Origin of the sequence: Lysobacter brunescens, assembly GCF_042677005.1 — a bacterium.
Lineage (GTDB): Bacteria > Pseudomonadota > Gammaproteobacteria > Xanthomonadales > Xanthomonadaceae > Lysobacter_I > Lysobacter_I brunescens.
The window spans coordinates 289,154-311,588 of the sequence record NZ_JBHTIF010000001.1 but is presented as its reverse complement, the minus strand read 5'-3'; the positions used below and the strand labels follow the sequence as shown (position 1 = coordinate 311,588).

18 protein-coding genes are annotated in these 22,435 nt (G+C 69.0%); 6 read left to right on the top strand and 12 right to left on the bottom strand.

Translation table 11 applies throughout. The features are described from left to right. Window positions 1–132: 132 nt before the first annotated feature. From ACFQ0E_RS01380 to ACFQ0E_RS01370, 3 genes are read right to left on the bottom strand one after another with little or no spacing between them, the layout of a single operon-like run. Complete coding sequence (locus ACFQ0E_RS01380; protein WP_386821913.1) at window positions 133–831, bottom strand: methyltransferase domain-containing protein; 699 nt, start codon at window positions 829–831, stop codon at window positions 133–135. Further along, a complete protein-coding gene (locus tag ACFQ0E_RS01375; RefSeq protein WP_386821912.1) occupies window positions 828–1,577 on the bottom strand; it encodes an SGNH/GDSL hydrolase family protein in 750 nt (249 codons plus the stop codon). Before ACFQ0E_RS01375 ends, ACFQ0E_RS01380 begins: the two co-directional genes overlap by 4 nt. A 16-nt stretch (window positions 1,578–1,593) precedes the next feature. Continuing rightward, on the bottom strand, window positions 1,594–2,856 hold the full coding sequence (locus ACFQ0E_RS01370) for an aminotransferase class I/II-fold pyridoxal phosphate-dependent enzyme (protein ID WP_386821911.1): 1,263 nt from the start codon (window positions 2,854–2,856) through the stop codon (window positions 1,594–1,596). A 122-nt stretch (window positions 2,857–2,978) separates the two neighbouring features. Between ACFQ0E_RS01370 and rsgA the strand changes: the two genes are divergently transcribed. Beyond that, window positions 2,979–4,109: a ribosome small subunit-dependent GTPase A gene (rsgA, locus tag ACFQ0E_RS01365; RefSeq protein ID WP_386821910.1), complete on the top strand. Its 1,131-nt coding sequence runs from the start codon at window positions 2,979–2,981 to the stop codon at window positions 4,107–4,109. Window positions 4,110–4,223: 114 nt separating this feature from the next. Continuing rightward, on the top strand, window positions 4,224–5,489 hold the full coding sequence (locus tag ACFQ0E_RS01360) for a flavohemoglobin expression-modulating QEGLA motif protein (RefSeq protein ID WP_386821909.1): 1,266 nt from the start codon (window positions 4,224–4,226) through the stop codon (window positions 5,487–5,489). Between the two features lie 87 nt (window positions 5,490–5,576). On the opposite strand, the gene ACFQ0E_RS01355 is transcribed toward ACFQ0E_RS01360, so the two are convergent. Next, on the bottom strand, window positions 5,577–6,926 hold the full coding sequence (locus ACFQ0E_RS01355; RefSeq protein WP_386821908.1) for a hypothetical protein: 1,350 nt from the start codon (window positions 6,924–6,926) through the stop codon (window positions 5,577–5,579). A gap of 163 nt (window positions 6,927–7,089) precedes the next feature. Here ACFQ0E_RS01355 and ACFQ0E_RS01350 point away from each other — a divergent pair, with 163 nt between their 5' ends. Beyond that, on the top strand, window positions 7,090–9,369 hold the full coding sequence (locus tag ACFQ0E_RS01350) for an NADP-dependent malic enzyme (RefSeq protein WP_386821907.1): 2,280 nt from the start codon (window positions 7,090–7,092) through the stop codon (window positions 9,367–9,369). Window positions 9,370–9,417: 48 nt separating this feature from the next. Here ACFQ0E_RS01350 and ACFQ0E_RS01345 read toward each other — a convergent pair whose 3' ends face one another. Then, complete coding sequence (locus ACFQ0E_RS01345) at window positions 9,418–9,615, bottom strand: DUF4177 domain-containing protein (RefSeq protein WP_386821906.1); 198 nt, start codon at window positions 9,613–9,615, stop codon at window positions 9,418–9,420. Between the two features lie 49 nt (window positions 9,616–9,664). Continuing rightward, window positions 9,665–10,477: a polysaccharide deacetylase family protein gene (locus ACFQ0E_RS01340; protein WP_386821905.1), complete on the bottom strand. Its 813-nt coding sequence runs from the start codon at window positions 10,475–10,477 to the stop codon at window positions 9,665–9,667. A 57-nt stretch (window positions 10,478–10,534) separates the two neighbouring features. Between ACFQ0E_RS01340 and ACFQ0E_RS01335 the strand changes: the two genes are divergently transcribed. Then, window positions 10,535–10,855 carry a rhodanese-like domain-containing protein gene (locus tag ACFQ0E_RS01335; protein WP_386821904.1) on the top strand — a complete coding sequence of 107 codons (321 nt, stop codon included), beginning with the start codon at window positions 10,535–10,537 and terminating at the stop codon, window positions 10,853–10,855. Between the two features lie 255 nt (window positions 10,856–11,110). On the opposite strand, the gene ACFQ0E_RS01330 is transcribed toward ACFQ0E_RS01335, so the two are convergent. The 6 genes from ACFQ0E_RS01330 to ACFQ0E_RS01305 form a co-directional block, all read right to left on the bottom strand. Next, window positions 11,111–11,443 (bottom strand): hypothetical protein, encoded by a 333-nt coding sequence (locus ACFQ0E_RS01330; protein ID WP_386821903.1) that lies wholly within the window; start codon window positions 11,441–11,443, stop codon window positions 11,111–11,113. 66 nt (window positions 11,444–11,509) lie between these two features. Beyond that, complete coding sequence (locus ACFQ0E_RS01325) at window positions 11,510–12,880, bottom strand: dihydrolipoamide acetyltransferase family protein (protein WP_386821902.1); 1,371 nt, start codon at window positions 12,878–12,880, stop codon at window positions 11,510–11,512. After that, window positions 12,877–13,230 carry an SH3 domain-containing protein gene (locus tag ACFQ0E_RS01320; protein WP_386823994.1) on the bottom strand — a complete coding sequence of 118 codons (354 nt, stop codon included), beginning with the start codon at window positions 13,228–13,230 and terminating at the stop codon, window positions 12,877–12,879. The genes ACFQ0E_RS01325 and ACFQ0E_RS01320 overlap by 4 nt, the downstream gene beginning before the upstream one ends. Window positions 13,231–13,490: 260 nt before the next feature. Beyond that, window positions 13,491–14,480 (bottom strand): alpha-ketoacid dehydrogenase subunit beta, encoded by a 990-nt coding sequence (locus tag ACFQ0E_RS01315; protein ID WP_386821901.1) that lies wholly within the window; start codon window positions 14,478–14,480, stop codon window positions 13,491–13,493. After that, complete coding sequence (gene pdhA / locus ACFQ0E_RS01310) at window positions 14,473–15,555, bottom strand: pyruvate dehydrogenase (acetyl-transferring) E1 component subunit alpha (protein WP_386821900.1); 1,083 nt, start codon at window positions 15,553–15,555, stop codon at window positions 14,473–14,475. The genes ACFQ0E_RS01315 and pdhA overlap by 8 nt, the downstream gene beginning before the upstream one ends. Window positions 15,556–15,813: 258 nt before the next feature. Further along, the gene (locus ACFQ0E_RS01305) at window positions 15,814–19,419 is read right to left on the bottom strand and encodes a Calx-beta domain-containing protein (protein ID WP_386821899.1); all 3,606 of its coding nucleotides are present in this window, start codon (window positions 19,417–19,419) and stop codon (window positions 15,814–15,816) included. Window positions 19,420–19,747: 328 nt separating this feature from the next. On the opposite strand from ACFQ0E_RS01305, the gene ACFQ0E_RS01300 reads away from it, so the two are divergent. After that, complete coding sequence (locus ACFQ0E_RS01300) at window positions 19,748–20,608, top strand: tryptophan 2,3-dioxygenase (protein WP_386821898.1); 861 nt, start codon at window positions 19,748–19,750, stop codon at window positions 20,606–20,608. Window positions 20,609–20,712: 104 nt separating this feature from the next. Further along, window positions 20,713–22,308 (top strand): AbgT family transporter, encoded by a 1,596-nt coding sequence (locus ACFQ0E_RS01295; protein WP_386821897.1) that lies wholly within the window; start codon window positions 20,713–20,715, stop codon window positions 22,306–22,308. The last annotated feature ends 127 nt before the right edge of the window (window positions 22,309–22,435 follow it).

Below are 22,435 nucleotides of genomic sequence, written 5' to 3'. Positions count from 1 at the left end.
GTAGAGCGGAGCGCAGCTCCGCTCAGCCTCTCCGGAGAGGCGCATCGATGTGTGCTCTCGGGGCGGTTGATCGATGGCGGATGCCTGGAGCGGAGCAAGCTCCGCTCTACAACAGCACGGTCCGTGGTGCCGTCAGCGCTGCGCGACGATCAGCCAGTGGTTGAACGGGGTGTTGCCGTAGAGCGGGCGGAATTCGGTGCGCAGGCCGGCGTCGGCGAGGATGGCTTCGAGGCCGTCGCGGGTGGGGTAGTGACGCGGGCGCGAGCCCATCCAGCCGACGAGGTTGGCGAGGCGATCGGTCACGCGCGTGGTGCGCGAGCGACGGTCGCCGCCGTCGAGGGCGGCGCGCATCACCAGGCGGGCGTCGCCGTCGAGCATGCGTGCGACGGCGTGGAGCAGGCCGCGCTGGGATTCGGCGTCGAGATACTGCAGCACGTCGAGGATCGCGACCGAGCCGCTGTGCGTGGGCAGCGTGTTGGCGAGATCGACGACCTCGAACGTGGCGTCGCGCAGGCCGGCCTTGGCGGCGACGCGGGTGGCGCGTTCGATCTTGGCGCGGTCGTTGTCGACGCCGCGATAGACCTGCGCCTGGCCGTCCTGGCGCAGCGTGTGGGCGAGCAGGCCCAGGCCGCAGCCGAGGTCGAGTACCGGCGCGGTACTGCCGCGCAGGGCATCGAGCACGCCGGGATACAGCGGGTCGCTGCGCAGCTTGGCGCCGACATAGTAGTAGTCGTAGCGATTGCCGAGCGGCATGGCCGGCAGGAAGGCGCGGGCGATGGCCTTGGCGTGGTGGGCGGACAGCGGGCGGCCCGGGACTGCGGCGTCGGTCATTCGGTGCTGGCTTCGGTGCGAGTGTCGGTTCGAGGTTCGGACAGCAGGCGTCGTGCGACCGGGAGCGCGCGTGCGGTCCACTCGGCATACATCGCGGCGGAGGGGTGCAGGGCGTCTTCGACGAGCATGTCGGTGTCGGCGCCGCGTTCGCGGCTGACCGGCGTGATGTCGACGAAGGCGACGCCGCGTGCGGCGCAGATCCGTGCGGCAGCGGCGTTGTAGGCGTCCAGCGCTTCGGCGATGACCTCGGAATCGAAGCTGCCGGCGAACGCGAACGGCGTGACGCCCCAGTCGGGGATGCTCAGCACGATCACGCTCCGGGCGTCGCCACGGGCGTACGCGATCGCGCGGTCGAGCAGGGCGGTGAATTCGGGCACGTAGTCGTCGACCGGGCGGCCGCGATACTGGTTGTTCACGCCGATCAGCAGGCTGACCAGCGCCCAGTCGTCGCCCAGCGGTTCGACGGCGTCCAGCGCGGCGGACAGCTCGTCGGTGGTCCAGCCGGTGGTGGCGATGATGCGCGGGTCGTCGAGGGCGATGCCGGCCTCGCGCAGGCCGCGCGCGAGCTGCATCGGCCAGCGGTCCGCATCGTCGACGCCTTCGCCGATGGTGTAGCTGTCGCCGAGCGCGAGGTAGCCGCTGCGTGCGTCGTCCTTCGCCTGCGTCTGGTGGGCTGCGGATGCCGCCGTGGTCGTCGCGACGCTCGCCGCGATGACGGCGGCGAGTGCGGGCACGATGGTCGTCATGCGCGCGTCGCCATGCTCAGGCGACCGCGACCTGCTGGGCGCGGCTGCGTTCTGCGCGACGATCGAGCACGCGATCGATGCGCGCGAACACTTCGCGCAGCACCGGCGCTTCCGGCAGCAGGGTGACGCGGAAATGGTTGCGCTCGGGCACGTTGAAGCTGGAGCCCGGGACGATCAGCACATCCTCGCTTTCCAGCATTTCCAGGGCGAAGCCGTGGTCGTCGAAGCCCTTCGCGGCATCGCCGACGACGGCCGGGAAGCCGTACAGCGCGCCGGCCGGCGCGACCAGCGACAGGTGTTCGCTGGCATCGCAGCATTCGATCAGCGCACGGCGGGTTTCGTACAGGCGGCCACCGGGTGCGGTGAGTCCGCTGATGGTGTCGGTGCCGTGCAGCGCGGCTTCGATCGCGAACTGGCCGGGCACGTTGGCGCACAGGCGCAGCGCGCCGAGCAGGTCCATCGCGTGGTGCAGGTCGCCGCTGCGCAGCGGGTCGCCGCTGAGCACGGCCCAGCCCACGCGCCAGCCGCAGGCGCGATGCACCTTCGACAGGCCGCCGAACGACAGGCAGGGCAGGTCGCCGGCCAGCGGCGCGAGCGGCTGGAAGGTGTTGTCGTCGTAGAGGATGTGGTCGTAGATCTCGTCGGCCATCAGCAGCAGGTGGTGCTTCGCGGCGATGGCGACGATGCGTTCGAGGATCTCGCGGCTGTAGTTCGCGCCGGTCGGATTGTTCGGGTTGATCAGCACGATCGCGCGGGTGCGCGAGGACACCAGCTGGGCGATCTCGTCCGGGTCCGGCAGGAAACCATTTTCGGCCTTGCAGCGGTAGTAGACCGGGCGGCCGTCGTTGAGGATGGTCGCGGCCGACCACAGCGGGTAGTCGGGCGAGGGCAGCAGCACTTCGTCGCCGGGATTGAGCAGCGCGCGCAGCGACAGGTCGATCAGCTCGCTGACGCCGTTGCCGACGAACACGCGTTCGGGCGACGCATTGGGCGTGCCGCGCTGCCGGTGGAAGGCGGCGATGGCCTCGCGCGCGGCCGGCAGGCCCTGCTGGTGGGTGTACGGGTCGGTGTCGGCGATGTGGTCGGCGATGGCGCGCTGTAGGTGTTCCGGCGCGCGGAAGCCGAACGCCCCCGGGTTGCCGATATTGAGCTTGATCAGCGTCCGGCCCTGGCCTTCCAGCTCGCGCGCTCGCCGGGCCAGCTCTCCGCGGATCTCGTAGCGGACTTCGGAGAGGCGTTCACGGGTCTTGAGGGCGGGTTTCGGGCTGGAGGTGGGCATCGCGGCGACAGGGGTTGGGGTGGAAAAAAGAGCCGCCAGCCTAGCGGAAAACCGCTGGGCCTGCTGGGACGGAGGTGCGGGCCGGCATAGAATCGGCGCATGCACGCCATCGCCCTCTCCGCTTGAGTTCCGCCCCTTCCGTTCCGTCCGTCGCCGTACTGGCGGCGATCGGCTGGCCCTGGCCCGGCACGACGGCCGGCGACATCAACGATTCCGCATGGTCGGGGCTGATCGCGGCCCATCCCGATGCGCGCCCGGCGCGGGTGATCGAACAGCACCGCACCGGCTACGTGGTCGCCGAGTCGGCGGGCCACGCGCTGGCGGTGGAATCGCCGCCGGAATGGATGCGCCGCCGCTTCCCGGCCCAGGACCGCGCCGCGGTCGGTGACTGGGTGCTGATCCGCGAGGCGAGTCCGCGACCGCAGATCGCGGCCCTGCTGCCGCGCCGTAGCACGATCAAGCGCGCCGCCGCCGGCGAGCACTACCAGCAGCAGATGATCGCCGCGAACATCGACACGGTCTTCGTGGTCTGCGGCCTGGACGCCGACTTCAACCCGCGCCGCATCGAACGCTACCTGCTGCTGGTGCGCGGCGGTGGCGCCGAGCCGGTGGTGGTGCTGACCAAGGCCGACAAGGACGGCAGCGACGCCGAAGCCTCGCTGGCGGCGCTGGCCGAACTGGCGGCGCAGGGCATCGTCGCCGTGGCGGTGAATGCTCGGGATCGGGACAGCGTCGCGGCGCTCGACCGCTGGCTGGGACCGGGGCGCACGGCGGTGCTGGTGGGATCGTCCGGCGCGGGCAAGTCTACGCTGACCAACACCCTGCTGGGCACCGAGAAGATGAAGACCGGCGAGGTGCGCGAGAGCGACGCGCGCGGCCGGCACACCACGACCTATCGCACGCTGATCCCGCTGCCGTCGGGCGCCTGCCTGATCGACACCCCAGGCATGCGCGAACTCAAGCCGACCGGCGAGGAAGACCTGGCCGACGGCGGTTTCGCCGACATCGAGACGCTGGCCGGCGAATGCAAGTTCCGCGACTGCCGCCATGCGAAGGAGCCGGGCTGCGCGATCCGCGCCGCGATCGACGCCGGCACGCTGGATCGTGCCCGCTTCGCGAACTATCTCAAGCTGCGCGACGAAGTCGCCGGCGCCGCGAACGTGCTGGCGACGCGGCTGGCGCAGAAGTCCGACGCCCGCGTGCAGAACAAGGCGCTGAACAAGCGGCTGGACGACAAGTATGGGAAGCGTTGAGCGCTTGGCTTGTGCAGGCGCGATCGTGGGAGCGACGCAAGTCGCGATTGTCGGAGCCGTCGTCTTGCCCGATCGCGACTTGCGTCGCTCCCACAACAGCCACGGCGGCGCACGATGAGCGTGCCCCGCGATATCGCCCGTCACGCCGTGCTCGATGCGCGCCTGGCTGCCGCGGTGCGCGGCATCCGTCTGCTGGAAACGCTCAGCTGGCCGGCGAGCGCGCAGGAGACCTTCCTCGGCGCGTGGAAGATCGGGCGCATCCACCTGCCGAAGATCGACTATCCGAAGGACGACTACACGCACATCCGCGCCGAGCTGGATGCGGTGACGAAGGCGGCCGATCCCGATCACCCACTGGGCCATTACCTCATCCAGACCGCCGACAGCTGGCGCATCGCCACGCGCCTGCTCGATGCCGCCGGCGGCTACAGGGTCACCGCGTACTCCACGCGCCTCTACGGCCGCCCGGTCGAACTGCTGCCCGGCGACGGCCCGACCAATCTCGAAGCGGCGCAGCATTTCGTCACCCTGGCCGACGACATGGACCAGGAGCTGCGGGTCATCGAGCCCGATGCGGTGATCGCCGCCGAGACCGTGCGCGACGAGCTGCAGGCGGCGGTCGACGGTTTCTTCACCGACCACAAGGTCAAGGTCGAGCTGGACCCGGCGCTGATCGCCAAGGCCGCCGCCAGCCCGACCCGCATCCGCGTCCGCACCAACACCGGCTTCAGCGAATACGACCGCCACCAGCTGCTCGTGCACGAAGCCTTCGTGCACACGCTCACCGGCATCAACGGCCGCGAGCAGCCGCACCTGAAGTCGATGGCGCGCAGCGCGCCACGCACCACCGCGACACAGGAAGGGCTGGCGACTTTCGCCGAGCTGATCTCCGGTTCGATGGACATCGAGCGCATGAAGCGCATCAGCCTGCGCATCGTTGCGATCGACATGGCGATCGGCGGCGCGGATTTCGTGCAGGTGTTCCGTTTCTTCCTCGACGCCGGGCAGAGCCCCGAGGACAGCTTCGCCTCGGCGCAGCGCGTGTTCCGTGGCGCACCGCTCGGCGGCGGCGCGGCCTTCACCAAGGACACCGTGTACCTGCACGGCCTGCTCAGCGTGCACACCTTCTTCCGCTGGTGCCTGCGCCATCGCAAGCTGTCGGTCGCGCGGCAGCTGTTCGCCGGCAAGCTGGCGCTGGAGGACGTGTTCGCCCTGCAGCCGATGTTCGACAGCGGCGCGATCGCGCAGCCGCACTATCTGCCGCCGTGGATGCAGCGCGCGAACGGCCTGGCTGGGATGCTCGCGTTCTCGCTGTTTGCCAACAAGATCCGCCTGGACCGGGTCGAGGCCGACGACCTGGTGCTGGGATTGGGCGTCTGACATCGCCCCATCTCTCGTAGAGCGGAGCTTGCTCCGCTCAATCCCGTTATCGCCATGGCTGAAGCGATGCGCGGAGCAAGCTCCGCGCTACGGGGGCGTCAGTTGCCCGTCCGGCTGGATCACGCGATCCGCCGGTGCGTCGTCGCCGACCAGCTGCACGCGATCGCCGATCGCTACGCCACGGTAATGCGGGATCTCGTGGGTCAGGCGCTGGAAGATCCAGCGCGTGTGCGGCTGCGCGGTGCGCAGGCGCAGCGGTGGCGCATCCGCCGGACGGGTGGACAGCGCCTCCGCCAGTGCCGGCGAGAACGTCGCCTGGATCGTGCCGACGCGATGCACCAGGCGCATCACCATCGCGCCGTGCGCCACCGCGAGCAGCGCCAGCAGCGCGACAGCCAGCCGCCAGCGCGCAGTCAGCCTGGGCCAGGCCGCGCCGAAGCACAGCGCGATCCACGCCGACCAGGCATAGCCGTAGTGATTGAAGCTGGCGCCCAGCGGCAGCACCGGCAGCAGGCTGGCGGTGCCGCCGAGCAGCGCCAGCGCGAACAGCCTGCGATCGGCGCGGAACAGCGCGACGAGGCCGGCCAGCCACAGCAGTGCGGAGATCGCCAGCGGCCCGCGCCCGCCCTGGGTGAAGGTCGCGAAGGTTTCCGGCACGTGCAGCAGCGGCGCGAACAGCGGGTATTCCAGCCAGCGCAGCGGCACGTGGGCGAGGCTCAGTGCGTATTGCGTGCCCTGCGGTGCCGCCTGCGTCAGGCCATCGAAACGCAGCGCCAGGTACAGCGCTGCGACCGCGCCGGACGCCAGCATCGCGATCGCCCATCGCGGGCGTCGGTCGAACCACCAGGCCACCGCGAGCAGGGCGGGGATGGCCAGCGCCGCTTCCTTGCCGGCCAGGCCGATCGCCGTCGCGAGTGCCGCACCGGTCGCGATCACGGCCAGCGGCAGTCGACTGGTGCCCAGCAGGCCCGCGCCGAGCGCCGCGCTGAACCAGATGAGGTCGCCCAGCGTGCCCACCCAGCCATGCGTCAGCGCGGCATAGGGACCGAGCGCGAAGACCAGCGAGGCGGCGGCCGCCTGTCGCGCCGGCACGCCGAGGCGCTGCCCCAGCACGCACAGCAGCGCCGCGTTGACGCTGCCCCAGGCCACGCACACCGCATGGAATGCATACGGGACGTCGAACAGGTGGCGCGAGAACCACAGCCAGAGATTGAAGGTCAGCGGACGATACTGGTAGGCATCGATGGCCGCCCAGGAGAACCACGGCGGCGGCAGTCCCGGCACGGCGTTGGCGGTGGCCGCCCACTGCAGTTCGTCGTGGCTGAAATAGCCAGGATTGAAGATCAGCGGGGATTGCGCGAGCACGGCGGCCACGAGCACCAGCCATGCAAGGCGAAAGGAGACCGAGGCGCTGGCGGGTGCGATGGGCGTGGTCATGGGTACGGCGGGCGGGCGAAGCGGCGATTCTGGGGGAAGCGGTGCCAGCGACGCCAATCGCGGGTCCGGTCGACCATCCGTCACCGCACGGTTCCGGTCGGGCTTTGAGGCTAGAATCGGGGGCCCAACGTGCACGGCCGGCGCACGGCCCCCCAGACCTCGAATGTCCGACAACGCCAACGATCTGAAGCAGTCCGCCCTCGACTACCACCGTCAGGATCCCCCCGGCAAGATCAAGGTCGCCCCGACCAAGCCGCTGGTCACCCAGCGCGATCTCGCCCTCGCGTACTCGCCCGGCGTGGCCTACGCCTGCGAGGCCATCGTCGAAGACCCCAACGCCGCCAGCCAGATGACTGCGCGCGGCAACCTGGTCGCCGTGATCACCAACGGCACCGCCGTGCTCGGCCTGGGCGACATCGGCCCGCTGGCCGGCAAGCCGGTGATGGAAGGCAAGGGCGTGCTGTTCCAGAAGTTCGCCGGCATCGACGTGTTCGACATCGAGCTGGACGAGCGCGACCCCGACAAGCTGGTCGACATCATCGCCTCGATGGAGCCGACCTTCGGTGGCATCAACCTCGAAGACATCAAGGCGCCGGAGTGCTTCATCGTCGAGCGCAAGCTGCGCGAGCGGATGAAGATCCCGGTCTTCCACGACGACCAGCACGGCACCGCGATCATCGTCGGTTCGGCGGTGCTCAACGCGCTGGAGATCGTCGGCAAGAAGATCGAGGACGTGAAGCTGGCCACCTCCGGCGCCGGCGCCGCCGGCATCGCCTGCCTCGACATGCTGGTCGCGCTGGGCATGAAGCCGGAGAACATCCTCGCGGTGGACCGCGACGGCGTGCTGCACACCGGTCGCCCGAACATGGATCCCGACAAGGCGCGCTATGCGCGCGACACCGACAAGCGCACGCTGGCCGACATCGTCGCCGGCGCCGACGTGTTCCTCGGCCTGTCCGCCGGCGGCGTGCTCAAGCCGGAGATGGTCGCGACCATGGCCGAGCGCCCGATCATCCTCGCGCTGGCCAATCCGAATCCGGAAATCCTGCCGGAAGACGCGAAGAAAGTGCGTCCGGACTGCATCATCGCCACCGGCCGTTCGGACTACCCGAATCAGGTCAACAACGCGCTGTGCTTCCCCTACATCTTCCGTGGCGCGCTGGATGTCGGCGCCACCGAGATCAACGAGGCGATGAAGCTCGCCTGCGTGCGCGCGATCGCCAAGCTGGCGCGCATGGAAGCCTCCGACCTCGGCAGCGCCTACGGCGGCGAAGTGCCGAAGTTCGGCGCCGACTACATCATCCCGCGCCCGTTCGATCCGCGCCTGCTCACCGTGCTCGCGCCGGCGGTGGCGCAGGCGGCGATGGACTCGGGCATCGCGCAGCGCCCGCTGGCGTCGATGGACGCCTATCGCGAGAAGCTCGGCCAGTTCATCTACCGCACCGGCCTGCTGATGAAGCCGATCTACGACCGCGCGCGCAGCGACCAGAAGCGCGTGGTGTATGCCGAAGGCGAGGAAGAAACCGTGCTGCAGGCGGTGCAGACCGTCATCGACGAAGGGCTGGCGCGGCCGATCCTGATCGGTCGCCCGGACGTGATCGAGACGCGCATCCAGCGCCTCGGCCTGCGCATGAAGGCCGGCGTCGATTTCGAGCTGACCAACATCCACGACGACCCGCGCTTCAACGACTACTGGCAGCACTACCACGCACTGACCGAGCGTCGCGGCGTGACCCCCGCTGCGGCGAAGAACCTGCTGCGTTCGCGGTCCTCGCTGATCGCCGCGATCATGGTCGAGCGCGGTGAAGCGGACGCGATGATCTGCGGCCTGGTCGGTCGCTTCCACAAGAAGCTCGGCTACCTGCGCAGCGTCTTCAACTTCGACAAGGGCGTCACCGGCACCGCCGCGATGACCGGTGTGATCAACAGCCAGGGCGTGTGGTTCTTCCTCGACACCCACGTGCAGGTCGATCCGTCCGCCGAGCAGATCGCCGAGGCCACGCTGATGGCCAGCTTCCGGCTCAAGCTGTTCGGCATCGAGCCCAAGGTCGCGTTGCTGTCGCATTCGAACTTCGGCAGCCATGACAACCCGAGCGCCGCGAAGATGCGCCGCGCCTACGAGATCATCCGCGCGCGCGCGCCGAAGCTGGAGATCGACGGCGAGATGATGGCCGACACCGCCTGGGACGACGGCCTGCGCAAGCGCATGTTCCCGAACACCACGCTCAGCGGTCGCGCCAACCTGTTCGTGATGCCGAACCTCGACGCCGCCAACATCACCTACAACATGGTGCGGGTGATGACCGACGGCGTGGCGATCGGCCCGATCCTGATGGGCCTGAACCGTCCGGCGCACGTGCTCACGCCGGCGTCGAGCCCGCGCCGCGTGGTCAACATGACCGCGATCGCCGCCGTGGAAGCGCAGATCCGCAAGACGCGCTGAAGCCGGCGGTGGACGTCGCCTCCCGCTGGGGGAGGCGACCTGGTCGGGTCAGGCGGCGCGATTGCGCCGATAGACCACGGCGAGGCGGACCACGTGGCCGCTGCTGGCGTTGATGCGCAGCGGAAAGGCACCGACGAATGCCCAGCCTTCGAGGGATTCGCGATGGATGCTGCCGGAGACCCCGACGCCGAGGTCTCCGGAAAATCCGCCGTCGTCGAGCGTGAGCGTCCTGTATTCCCAGTCCATGGGAGATTTTTCCGATCCGTGAGTGTGGGGGCGTGCGTCGTCTGTCGCCTCAGGGCAGGCGCGTACGGTAACCCAGCGCATCCAGCCGTTGCAGCAGGCGCCGGATCGTCTCGACGTTGCCGCCATGCGCGGCACCTTCGTGCAGCAGCACGATCGCGCCCGGCCGTAGACTGCGCTCGATGCGTGCCACCACCACATCCGGATCGGCGGCGACGCCGTCGAAGCCGCGCGCGCTCCATGCGGCGCGCGCCAGGCCATGGGCCTTGAGTGGCGCCTGCACGAAAGGATTGCTCATCCCGACCACCGCGCGGAACCAGCGCGGCGGCGTGCCGGCGATGTCGGTGAGGATGCGCTGCGTGTCCGCGATCTCGCGGCGCATGCGCGAAGGCCCAAGGGCCCAGAACCAGCGCGCGGGATGCGAATGGCTGTGGTTGCCGATCTGGTGTCCGCGCTGCAGGATCTCGCGGACCAGTTCGGGACGTCGAGCGGCGCGTTCGCCGACGAGGAAGAACGTCGCCTTCGCGCCGTGCGCGTCCAGCGCATCGAGGATCGGCCGGGTCTCGTCGGACGGTCCGTCGTCGATGGTCAGCCAGACGCGTCGGTCGTCGATCGGCAGGCGGTTGAGCACCGGACCGAAGACGCGCGAATGCGGCCAGAGCGTGCCCCACCAGAACGGCGCATGGCTCACCGCCATCGCCGGCAGGCCCAGCGTCCAGCCCCAGCGCCACCACACCAGCGCCACGATGACCTGCGACAGCACCAGCAGCACCAGCCAGGCATGCGGCCGGCGTGGCACGCGGTGGATCCCGTCGAGCATGGCGTCGTCGAGCGCGGCGGGCGGGCTGGCGGAGCGGTCGGTCATCGCGGCATGATGCCACGCCTCGCCTCATGCCTTTCGTCCTTGCCTCCGGAGTCGACCATGGCCTTCCGCAACCTCTCCGTCGCCGATGCCGACGCCCGTGCCCGCGACGGCAGTGTCACCCTCGTCGATGTGCGCCCACCTGCCGAGCGCGACATTGCCGCGGTGACCGCGCCCTTCGAGGCACTGGAAGACGGCGGCCTCGAACGCCTGCTCGCCCTGCCCAAGGATGCGCCGCTCGCCTTCCTCTGCCACCACGGCGGCCGCAGCGCCCAGGCCGCGATGTATTTCGCCCAGCAGGGTTTCAGCGACGTCTACAACGTCGTCGGCGGGATCGACGCGTGGAGCCTGCAGGTCGATCCGGCGGTGCCGAGGTATTGATCGAGGCCGAGCCACGTCACTGCGCAGGCATGCGGGCTTTGTAGGAGGGCCTTCAGGCCCGAGCTTTTCGCGGGCCGAATGACGATCGATAAAGAGTTCGGGCCTGAAGGCCCTCCTACAAAGCGGCGCAACGCGATATGGATCACCGTCGATGCCATCGCTGTTGTAGAGCGGATCGAAGATCCGCTGTGATGTCTCCGGCAACCGTCCAGCGGATCTTCGATCCGCTCTACAGCAGATGACTCTGGGGCAGGCCTAGCTCGCCGTCAGAAACCCGTACAACGCCAGGCCGCCGAACAGCACGCAGAGTCCACCCACGAAGACCAGCGTGCCGATCACGCCTCGCTGCCAACCGGCGAGCGCATTCCATTTTTCGGACATCGCGGAAAACGGCAGCCCCGTGATGGCCTGGAGCAATCCGGCGAACATCAGTCCGCCGGGTGCCGCGAGCGCGATGAGGCCGAACGGGCCGCCGGGCAGCGAGCCCGAGGGATTCGTCTGCTGCCGGTCCATGAACCACCACAAGGCCATGGCGAAGACGGCGCCACCGGCGAGACTCTGCAGCAGGCCGCGCATGCGGATGTTCATGCAAAAAAACCTCCAACAGTGGATGTCGGTGGATCATGCCGCAGCCAAGGTCCGTTCGTTCTTCCCTCAATTCGACAGCGCCAGATCATCCAGCATCGCGCGGAGGAAGCGCGCGGCTTCGCCGCCGGTGCAGGCGCGGTGGTCGAAGGTGACCGACAGCGGGATGACCTTGTGCGATTCGAAGCCGCCGATCACCGGGGTGATCTGGTGGCGGGCACGGCCGGCGGCGACGATGGCGACGCAGGGCGGTACGACCACCGGGGTGGCGTAGCGACCGGCGAACATGCCGAAGTTCGACAGCGAGATCGTGTAACCGCTGAGTTCGCTCGCCGGGATGCTGCGGTCCTCGACCTGCGCGCGCAGGCGGTTGATGCCCTGGCGAACACCGTTCGCGTCGAGCACGTCGGCGTTGCGCAGCGCGGGCACGAACAGGCCGTCGTCGGTATCGACCGCGATGCCGATATCGACCTGCGGATGCAGGGTGCGCACCAGCTTCTCGCCGTCGAACCACGCGTTCATCGCCGGCACCGTCTTCGCCGCGACGCAGATCGCGCGGATCAGGCGCACGGTAACGTCGTTGCCTTGCGCCCAGGCGTGGATGTCGGCGTCGTCGCTGAGCGTGGTCGGCACGACCTTGCTGTGCGCGTCGGCCATCACGCGCGCCATGTTGCGGCGCACGCCCTTGAGCTGTTCCGGCTGGCCGGTGACCGACACCGACGGCGGCTGCGTGCGCATTGGCTTGCCGGTGGCGGAGAGCTGGGTGCGCGGGCTGGTTGCCGGCGCACTTGTGGGAGCGACGCCAGTCGCGACTTGCGTCGCTCCCACAGGCGCCGCAGCGGCGCGCGGTGCCGGTGCACCGGGCTTCGCCGAACCATCGGCAGCGGCGCGCTTCACGTCGTCCATCGTCACCACGCCGTCGGCGCCGGTGGCGCGGACGCGGGCGATGTCGACGCCGAGCTTGCGCGCCATCGCGCGCACCGCCGGCATCGCCTTCACGCCGCCGACCGCGACCGCGGCCTCGGTGTGCACGGCATCGGAGGACTGCATCGCACCGACCACGGTGCCGGCGTCGTCGCGCTTGGTTTCTGCTGCGGGTGCGGGTGCCGGTTCGGCCTTCGCAGGTGCGGGCGCGGCATGACCGCCGCCGTGGTGATGGCCGGTGTCCTGGCCTTCCGCGCGCTGCGGCATCGACGGATCGATCTCGAACTCGGCGAGCATCGTGCCGGTGACGATCACGTCGCCCGCGCCGCCAGCCAGTTTCAACACCTTGCCCGACACCGGCGACGGCACTTCGACCACGGCCTTCGCGGTCTCCATCGACACCAGCGGCGCATCGAGCTTGATGACGTCGCCCGGTTTCACGAACCACTCGACGATGGTGGCGTCCGGCAGGCCTTCGCCGAGGTCGGGGAGGAAGAAGGTCTTGGTCTGGCTCATGCGTCTCTCTCTTCGATTGTTCTGAAATGCGTGTCGGGAATCCATCCGGCACGTCCATCGTCATGCGTCGCCCACCACCAGCCGCCGAGTTCGTGCAGCAGCGCGATCTCGTCGCCCGGATCGGCATCCAGTTCCTGCGCCGAGTAGTCGCGCAGCGCTTCGGCACGGCCATCGCCCAGCGGCTTGAGCCAGTCGAACGGCGCCCAACCGGCGTTGCCGTCGGCGGTGATCGCCCAGATGAACGCAGGCCATTCGGTGTCGCGCTCGCCCAGCGTCACGATCTCGCCGGACGCGAACCCGATCGGGTTCGCGTACTGGGTGCGATACGTCTCGACGACCCGGGCGCGGATCATTGCGGTGCCCTCTCGCGGAGAGCAAATCCCCCCGTCATCGCTGCGCGATGCCGGCCCCCTTTTGCAAAGGGGGCAAAGTGCGGGGCGCGATGCCGTTGCTCCTCACGAGTCCACGCAATGCACAGGTTGTCATGCGGTTGTCCATCAGCGAAGCGCATGCACCACGCGTGGCGCGACAAGCCCCCTTTGAAAAAGGGGGCGATCGCCTGCAGCGCAGGCGATGGGGGATTTGCCTTTGCGCCAGAAACAAACAAGGCTCAGCCCGCCGCCAGCGTCCGCTTCGCTGCGGCGACGATCTTCTCGACGCTCGGCAGGTACTTCATTTCGAGGCGGAACAGCGGGATGTGGGTGTCGTAGCCGGTGACGCGCTCGACCGGCGCGACGAGGTCGTACATCGACTCCTCGGCCAGGCGCGCGGCGATCTCGGCGCCGAAACCCGCAGTCTTCGGTGCTTCGTGGACGATCACGCAGCGGCCGGTCTTGCACACCGATTCGGCGATGGTGTCGAAGTCCAGCGGCTTGAGCGTGGCGACGTCGATGACTTCCGCGCTGATGCCGTCCTTCGCCAGCGCGTCGGCGGCTTCGAGGCATTCCTTCACCTGTGCGCCCCAGGTCACCAGGGTCACGTCGGTGCCGTCGCGCAGCACGTAGCACACGTCCAGCGGCAGCGCTTCGCCGTCGTCCGGAACGACTTCCTTGTACTGGCGGTAGATGCGCTTGGGTTCCATGTAGATCACCGGATCCTCGTCGCGGATCGCGGCCAGCAGCAGGCCGTAGGCGCGCGCGGGCGAGGACGGCATGACCACGCGCAGGCCGGGCACGTTGGTGAAGATCGACTCGTTGGCTTCGCTGTGGTGTTCCGGCGCGCGGATGCCGCCGCCCCACGGCACGCGCAGCACCATCGGGCAGGTGAGGCGGCCGCGCGTGCGGTAACGGAAGCGCGCGGCGTGGCAGATGATGTGGTCGACCATCGGATAGACGAAGCCGTCGAACTGCGCTTCGGCGACCGGGCGCATGCCCTGCGCGGCGAGACCGACGGTGAGGCCGGCGATGGTGGTCTCGTCCAGCGGCGTGTCGAGCACGCGCTCCGGGCCGAACACCGACTGCAGGCCGGCGGTGGCGCGGAACACGCCGCCGTTGACGCCGACATCCTCGCCGAGCACGAGCACGCGCTCGTCCTTGCGCATCTCGTAGGCGAGCGCCTGGGTGATCGCCTCGATGAGGGTGATGGGGGCGATGTCAGCCATGCTTGCGGCCCTCCGCGGCGACGGCTTCGTCGCGCTGCGCGCGCACGTCCGGCGGCATGTCGGCGTAGAGGTAATCGAACATCGCGCTCACGGGCTGCACGGGGGTTTCCAGGTAGGCGTTGATTTCCACGTCGACGCGCTTGCCGCATTCGTCGGCCCACGCGTTCTCCTGCGCTTCGTCCCACAGGCCCGCCTTGGTCAGGTAGGTGCGCAGGCGGGTCATCGGGTCGCGCGTCCACGCGGCCTTCACTTCCTCTTCGCCGCGATAGCGGCGCGCGTCGTCGGCGGTGGTGTGGTCGTGCAGGCGATAGGTCATGAATTCGATCACGCTGCCGCCTTCACCGTTGCGCGCGCGGTCCATCGCGCGGCGCATGCCTTCCATCACCGCGATCAGGTCGTTGCCGTCCACCTGCAGGCAATGCAGGCCGCCGGCCAGGCCCTTCTGCGCCAGCGTCGGCGCGCCGGTCTGCGCGGCGCGCGGCACCGAGATCGCCCAGCCGTTGTTGATGATGCACTGCACGAAGGGCAGGGCGTAGGCGCCGGCGGAGTTGATCGCGGCGTAGGTGTCGGTCTTCGAACTGCCGCCGTCGCCGCAGCAGGTCACCGCGACGCGCGGCTCCTTGCGCAGCTTGAACGCCAGTGCGGCGCCGGCGGCGTGCAGGCACTGCGTCGAGATTGGCACGCACCAGCTGTAGTCGTGCTTCGGGGCTTCGGCGAAGTCGTTGCCGCGCTCGTCGCCGCCCCAGTACATCAGGATTTCGCGGGGACGCACGCCGCGCACCATCTGCGCGCCGTACTCGCGATAGCTCGGCGCGAACACGTCTTCGGGGCGCATCGACGCGCCGATGCCGACGTGTGTGGCTTCATGGCCGAGGCAGGCGGCGTAGGTGCCGAGCTTGCCGGTGCGCTGCAGGGCGATCGCCTTGCTGTCGAAGGTGCGCACGAACAGCATCTGCTTGAACAGCGGCAGCAGCGTGGCCGGATCGGCGAAGGCCGGCGGCGGTTCCGCGACGAGCGTGCCGTCGGGTCCGAGGTACTGCAGGTATTCGATTTCGAATCGGGCGGCGACGGTCATCGTGTTCGGTCGTTCCGAGGGGCGAGCGCGCATGATAGCCGCTGTCGGCATGACGGCGTTTGCGCACTGCGCAACGGCGGGGGTGCACGAATGCACTTGACAGCGCGTGCGGCAAGGCGCGCGTGAACGAAACGTATACGACGTGCGCAGCGGTATGGTGCGCTGCAGCGATGCCTGCGCAGTAAGTGTCCTGCACAAAAAAGGGAGCGCGGCCGTGGCCGCGCTCCCTGGGGTCGACTTCGCGTCGGATGCGCCGGATCAGGGCACGATCGTGGCGCTGTAGCTGGCGGTGTTGTTCACCGGCACGGTGTCGGTGATGCCGGCGGCATTGATGTTGCTCGACACCGACAGCGTCGGCTGCACGCCCACGGCCGGCGTACGCACCGAGAGCGCGAAGGTCGCGCGCGCGCCGGGCGCCATCGAACCGGACTGCGTGCACTGGATGCTGAAGCTGGCGGTCGTGCCGCTGCTGGTGCAGCTCCAGCCTGCGGGCGCGGCGACGCTGGCGCTGGCCAGCGGCACGTTGCCGCTGAACGTCGCCACCGGCGCCGGGGCGGCATTGGTGCCGCCGTTGCGCGCGATCGCCGAGAACACCAGCGAGGAACCGCCACGCACCGTGCCGGCCGGGCCGCCGATCATGCGCATCTGCAGATCGGTGGACGGCAGCGCGAGCGCAGCGACCGAGACGCTCACGGTGGCCGAGTTGTCGGCATTGGCGCGATCGCGGGTCTGCGACTGCACCGATGCGGCCATCTCCAGCGTGCTCGCGGTTGCCAGCGACGGCGCGGTTGCGGTGGCGGTGAACACGGCCTGCGACACTTCTTCCAGCGAACCGGCGGTGCAGGTGACCGTGGTCGTGCCACCGGCCTGCACCGGCGCGGCGCAGGTCCAGCCGGCCGGCGCGGAAACGCTCACCGGCACCAGCGCGTTGAACACCAGGGCGACCGCCGGGAACGAGGCCTTGTTCGGGCCGGCGTTGTTGACGGTGATCGTGAACGGCACCGCGGCGCCGGCGGCGACGCTGGCCGACGGCGTGGTGGCGGCCAGCGACAGGTCGGCGGTGCGGAAATCCGCCACGCCGATGGTCAGGCGCACCGGATCGTGGTCGGACACGCGGATCGCGTTGCCGGCCACGCCGTAGTTGTGCACGCCGAAGTCCGCGTTGATGCGCGCGTGGTCGACCGACAGGCCGGCCACGTTCATCACCACCGCTTCGTTGACGACCACGTGGTCCAGCGTCTGCGCATTGCCTTCGAACACGTACGAGTACTTCTCGGCGGTGTCGGCGATCAGCTCCGAACCGTCGATCAGTGGCGTGGTGATCGGGCTGTCGATGTCGTTGACCACCTGGTCAGCCGGTACTTCGTCGCCGCGCACGATGCCCATCACGTCGACATAGCCGTCGTTGAACTCGAACGCATTGAAGTCGCCCAGCAGCACGATGTGCTCGGACGGATTCGCCTGCTGGCGCGCATGCACCAGGTTGGCGAGGTACAGCGCCTGCTGTGCGCGCTTGGCGCGGACGCGGTGGCCTTCGCTGGCCCAGCCGCTGCTGCCCGGACCGGTGTCGTCGACGCCGTTGAGCGAACGCAGGTGGTTGACGTACACGGTGATCGGGTAGTTCGCGCCGTTGTCCTGGTGGACGCGTGCGCGCAGCATCAGCGGCGGACGGTCGTTCAGCAGCGAGGTGCTGCTGTCCGGGTTGGTGAACAGCGTGTCCTTGCCGAACTGCGTCACTTCGAGCACTTCGACGCGGTTGGTCGTGCCCAGGCTGCGGGTGCTGACCAGGAAGCCGACGTTGATGCCGCCCTGATCGTTGCCCTGCACCAGGTAGGGCACGTACTGCGGCGCGCGCGCGCAGGTGCTGTTGATGCGGTCGGCGAGCAGGCCGAGCACGCGCAGGTTCTCGACTTCGACCACGCCCAGGATGTCGGGCGCCTTCATGTAGTCGCAGATCGCCAGCGAGGTCTTGGTCAGGCGCTTGTCGAGCGCGGCGGCCTGCAGCGTCGGCGCGCCGTTGCTGTCGTTCACTTCATCGAAGAAGCGCAGCAGGTTGAAGCCGCCGATGGTGACGTCTTCGTAGCGCGCGTCGGCGACGGCGGTCGGCGTCTTGCCGCCGCTGACCGAGACCGTGCCGGCGTCGGGCAGCAGCGCCCAGGTGCCGGAGAAGTAGTCGAGCACGCCGACCATGCCGTTCACGTCGGTGCCGGCGTCGATGGCGACGGCGGTCGCGCCGACCTGGCCGCGGCTGCGCACCATCAGGCGTTCCTGGTTGGTGTCGAAGCGCGGCGGGGTCTTGCCGCCCGGGATCGGGAACACGTCGAGCACGCTGATGCCCGGCTCGCGGAACGGGCGGTCCACGCCCGGCAGGGTCACGTGGAACACGCCGGTAGTCGACGAGGTTGCGGGGCCTTCGCTGATGTTGCCGTCCGAGGCCGAGACCGAGAACGCGCGCGGCACGCTGACGCGCATGCCTTCGAACTTCTCGGCCGTGCCCGGGTTCGAGCCCGGGCTGAAATCGGCGGCGGTCAGTTCCACCGGTGCCGGCAGCGCGTTGCCGGTCGACAGCACCTGGATCGAGCTGACCGACACGATTTCGGTGATCGACAGCTGGTTGAGGTTGGTGCTGGGCGTGAACTCGGTGACGGTGCCGGTGACGCGGACGCGGTTGCCCACGGTGGCGGTGGCCGGCGGCGCGGTCGAGGTGAAGACGAAGATGCCCTGCGAGGTGTTCGGGTCGGCATCGACGCTGGCGTCGGCGGTCTGCAGGAAGAAGCCGTTGTTGAACTTCTGCGCGGTGACGATGCCTTCGGTGGTGACCACGGCGCCGTTGAGCGGCGAGAGCAGCCCGCTGCCCTGGATGTCGTGGATTTCCACGACGCTGACGTCGTCGTTCTGGATCGTGCCCTGGCCCTGGCCATCCGCAATGTTGGCGCCGGTGACCGAGCCGATGTTGACGAAGAAGGTCTCGTCCGCCTCGGTCGTGGTGTCGCCATTGACCGTGATGCTGAAGGCGACCGAGTTCGAGCCTTCCGGAATCGTCAGGCTGCCGCTCGCGGCGACGTAGTCGCTGCCGGCCGTGGCGGTGCCGTCGGCGGTGGCGTAGTCGATCGTCACGCCGCCCGCGCCGGCCGGCTGGCTCAGGCCGAAGGCGAAGAAGAACTGGGTCGTGCCGCTGTCGGTTTCGATGGCGGCGACGTCGTTGATCGACACGAACGGGGTGCCGCCGCCACCGCAGACCGATGCCGGCGATGCGCTGTTGCGTGCGCTGGGCGTGCCGGCGGTGAAATCGGCGCCGTTCTGGTTGGTGTCGTTGCAGCCGTTGCCCGAGCGCAGCGCCGACAGCGTGGCGCTCAGCGCCGGCGTGGGGGCCGTGCCTTCGAAGTAGTTCGCGGTGCCGTAGCCGACCAGGTCGACGATCTGGGCAAGCTGCGGGGCGGAGCAGGGCGTCGAACCGCCGTTGCAGGCGAGCGCGGACGTGCCGTTGACGAGGACGACCTTGCCGGCGGCGGTGGCCATCGACGACGTGCCGCTGGTGTCCACGGTCGGCAGCGCCGCGCCGTTGGCGCCGCTGGACATGCCCACGAGGTGGTACTGCCCGGGCGCCAGGTTCACGTTCGGCAGCGTCGCGCCGACGGCGAAGTTGCCGGTGCCGGTGGCGCTGGCGTACTGCACGGTGAGTCCGGCCAGCGATACGGGCGTCGAGCCCCGGTTGAAGAGTTCGACGAAGTCGCGGTTGTAGGTCGCGCCGGTGTTGCCGCCAGCGCCATAGACCTGGCTGATCACGACCTGTGCATGCGCCGCTCCGGCGGCGCCAATCAGTAGAAGCCCCGCCGCGAGCGTGCGGGTGACGATGCGTAGCATTGGATTCCCCTCGGCTTGATTGGATGGTGCACGGGCTTCGTGCCTGCGCCCCCTGATCGCCCCTCCGGTCCCCCGGACCGGAAGTTCTTCCGGCAATCGGTCCGCTTGCGCGGCCGTCTCGCCGATGTGGCCATCCATGCCCACATTCCCCGCATACCCACGGCCAGAGGCGCGTGTCCCCGACCATTCGCCCCCGTCCGGGGGTGATCGCGGATTGTGACGGAAATCCTGCGCGCTGTGCGTTGCAGCCCGATGACTGGGATCGCGGCGGCTGGGCGTATACGGTCCGGGCCCGGTTTTCCATACGCTGCTGCGCTATCCTGTATGGATGAGCATCGAACGCAACGAGCGCCCGCTCGAATCGGGCATCCACACCGACCTGGCCGGCCGCATCACCTACGGCGGCTACCTGCACCTGGATCGCCTGCTGTCCGCCCAGCACCCGCTGTCCGCCCCGCCGCAGCACGACGAGATGCTGTTCGTCATCCAGCACCAGGTCGCCGAGCTGTGGATGAAGCTGCTGATCCACGAGCTGACGGCGGCGGTGGAGCACCTGCGCAACGACCGCGTCTGGCAGTTCGGCAAGGTCACCGCGCGCTGCAAGCGCGTGCAGGAACAGCTGACCGGCATGTGGTCGGTGCTGGAGACGCTCACGCCGTCGGAGTACATGGAGTTCCGCGAGACGCTCGGGCCGTCGTCCGGCTTCCAGTCGCTGCAGTACCGCACCATCGAGTTCCTCATGGGCAACAAGAACGCGGCGATGCTGAAGGTATTCGACTACGACCCGCAGGCCCAGGCCGGGCTGCGCGCCGTGCTGGAGGCGCCGAGCCTGTACGACGAATTCCTGCGCTACCTCGCCCGCTGGGGGCATGCCGTCCCGGCGGAGCACCTGGCGCGCGACTGGACCAAGGCGCACGTCCACGATCCGGCGCTGGTCCCGGTGTTCGAACGCATCTACGAAGACACCGGCACCTACTGGCGCGAATACGCGCTGTGCGAGGACCTGGTCGACCTGGAGAACCAGTTCCAGATCTGGCGCTTCCGCCACCTGCGCACGGTGATGCGCGTGATCGGCTTCAAGCGCGGCACCGGCGGTTCCAGCGGTGCCGGCTTCCTCAGGCAGGCACTGGACCTGACCTTCTTCCCCGAACTGTTCGACGTGCGCACCTCGATCGGCCCGGATCGCTGAACGCAGAGGGCGGATCCGGCACAGCGCGAGACCCCCGGGGCCGGATGAAAAAGCCCCGGGCTCCCTCTACGATTCGGGGCTCCCGACCGATCGAGCAATCCGCGATGTCGCAAGCCGCGCCGACACCGACCCAGCCTGCCGCGCCACGCGGCGTCCTGACCCGCTTCCTGGACGGTGTCGAACGCGTCGGCAACAAGCTGCCGGATCCGGCGGTGCTGTTCCTCGGGCTCATGCTGCTGGTGTGGGTGCTCTCGGCGCTGCTGGCCAACGTCCAGTTCGAGGCGATCGATCCGCGCAGCGGCGAGCCGATCCGGATCAAGAACCTGCTCGCCGGCGCCAGCCTCACCGGCTTCGCGTCGGAGATGGTCAAGACCTTCGTCAACTTCCCGCCTCTGGGCGTGGTGCTGGTGGCCATGCTCGGCCTGGGCGTCGCCGAACATACCGGCTTCATCAACGCGGCCCTGCGCGCGATGCTCGGCGTCACGCCGAAGATGCTGCTGACCCCGGTGCTGATCGGCGTCGGCGTGCTCAGCCACGTCGCTGTGGACGCGGGCTACGTGCTGGTGATTCCGCTCGGCGCGGTCATCTTCTATGCGGCGGGCCGACATCCGCTCGCCGGCATCGCGGCCGCGTTCGCCGGCGTGTCCGGCGGTTTCTCGGCGACCTTCTTCGTGCCCTCCAGCCTGGACCCGATGCTGGCCGGCTTCACCCAGCAGGCCGCGCAGCTGATCGACCCGGCGCATACCGTCAATCCGCTCAACAACTACTACTTCACCTGCGTGTCGACGCTGCTGATCATGTCGGTGGGCTGGTTCCTGACCGACCGCGTGATCGAACCGCGCCTGCGCGGCACCCCGATCGACGGCGACACGGCGCAGTTGCCGAAGCAGATGGAGGCGATGACGCCCCAGGAAAAGCGCGGCCTCGCCTGGGCGGCGGCCTCGATGCTCGGGATGCTGGTGCTGCTGTGGCTGAGCACGTTGCCGGAAACCTCGGCGTGGCGCGCCCCGGCGACCGCCAAGCCCGACGAAGTCGGCAAGCTCGCCGTCGCCGCAGCGCCGCTGATGCAGTCGATCGTGCCGCTGATCCTGATCTTCTTCCTCGTGCCGGGCATGGTCTACGGCATCGTCGCGGGCTCGGTGAAGACCCATCGCGACGTCATCGCCGGCATGAGCAAGGCCATGAACGGCATGGGCTACTACATCGTGATGGCGTTCTTCTGCGCGCAGTTCGTGTACGCCTTCGGCCAGAGCAACCTCGGCGCGCTGCTCGCGCTGGAAGGCGCCGAAGGTCTGAAAGCCCTGGGCCTGCCGATGGGCGTGACCCTGTGCGGCATCATCCTGCTCACCGCGCTGGTGAACCTGTTCGTGGGTTCGGCCTCGGCGAAGTGGGGCCTGATCGGCCCGGTCATGGTGCCGATGCTGATGCAGCTCGGGGTGTCGCCGGATCTCACCCAGGCGGCCTACCGCGTCGGCGATTCGACCACGAACATCATCACCCCGCTGATGCCGTACTTCCCGCTGATCGTGGTCTTCTGCCAGCGCTACGTGAAGGGCACCGGCATCGGCACGCTGGTGGCGATGATGCTGCCCTACACCGTGACCCTGCTGATCACCTGGACCCTGTTGCTGATGGCGTTCTGGGCACTGGGCCTGCCGCTGGGCGTGCAGGCGTCGTACACCTACCCGACGGGGGGCTGATCGGGCGCGCCATGTTGCGCCGCAACAATACGCATGCGGTTTGACGCGCCGTGGCCGGTCGGTCATCCTCCGCCGGCCCCGCAGACAGCGCGGGTTCACTTCGTTTCCATCTAGAGAGAGAACCCGC

Coding starts and splice junctions, on each gene's coding strand:
- ACFQ0E_RS01375 (WP_386821912.1), bottom strand. CDS start 1,577: ATGACGACCATCGTGCCCGCACTCGCCGCCGTCATCGCGGCGAGCGTC.
- ACFQ0E_RS01340 (WP_386821905.1), bottom strand. CDS start 10,477: ATGACCGACCGCTCCGCCAGCCCGCCCGCCGCGCTCGACGACGCCATG.
- ACFQ0E_RS01360 (WP_386821909.1), top strand. CDS start 4,224: ATGAGCGTGCCCCGCGATATCGCCCGTCACGCCGTGCTCGATGCGCGC.
- ACFQ0E_RS01300 (WP_386821898.1), top strand. CDS start 19,748: ATGAGCATCGAACGCAACGAGCGCCCGCTCGAATCGGGCATCCACACC.
- ACFQ0E_RS01380 (WP_386821913.1), bottom strand. CDS start 831: ATGACCGACGCCGCAGTCCCGGGCCGCCCGCTGTCCGCCCACCACGCC.
- ACFQ0E_RS01315 (WP_386821901.1), bottom strand. CDS start 14,480: ATGGCTGACATCGCCCCCATCACCCTCATCGAGGCGATCACCCAGGCG.
- ACFQ0E_RS01355 (WP_386821908.1), bottom strand. CDS start 6,926: ATGACCACGCCCATCGCACCCGCCAGCGCCTCGGTCTCCTTTCGCCTT.
- ACFQ0E_RS01335 (WP_386821904.1), top strand. CDS start 10,535: ATGGCCTTCCGCAACCTCTCCGTCGCCGATGCCGACGCCCGTGCCCGC.
- ACFQ0E_RS01305 (WP_386821899.1), bottom strand. CDS start 19,419: ATGCTACGCATCGTCACCCGCACGCTCGCGGCGGGGCTTCTACTGATT.
- pdhA (WP_386821900.1), bottom strand. CDS start 15,555: ATGACCGTCGCCGCCCGATTCGAAATCGAATACCTGCAGTACCTCGGA.
- ACFQ0E_RS01295 (WP_386821897.1), top strand. CDS start 20,713: ATGTCGCAAGCCGCGCCGACACCGACCCAGCCTGCCGCGCCACGCGGC.
- ACFQ0E_RS01350 (WP_386821907.1), top strand. CDS start 7,090: ATGTCCGACAACGCCAACGATCTGAAGCAGTCCGCCCTCGACTACCAC.
- ACFQ0E_RS01370 (WP_386821911.1), bottom strand. CDS start 2,856: ATGCCCACCTCCAGCCCGAAACCCGCCCTCAAGACCCGTGAACGCCTC.
- ACFQ0E_RS01345 (WP_386821906.1), bottom strand. CDS start 9,615: ATGGACTGGGAATACAGGACGCTCACGCTCGACGACGGCGGATTTTCC.
- ACFQ0E_RS01325 (WP_386821902.1), bottom strand. CDS start 12,880: ATGAGCCAGACCAAGACCTTCTTCCTCCCCGACCTCGGCGAAGGCCTG.
- ACFQ0E_RS01330 (WP_386821903.1), bottom strand. CDS start 11,443: ATGAACATCCGCATGCGCGGCCTGCTGCAGAGTCTCGCCGGTGGCGCC.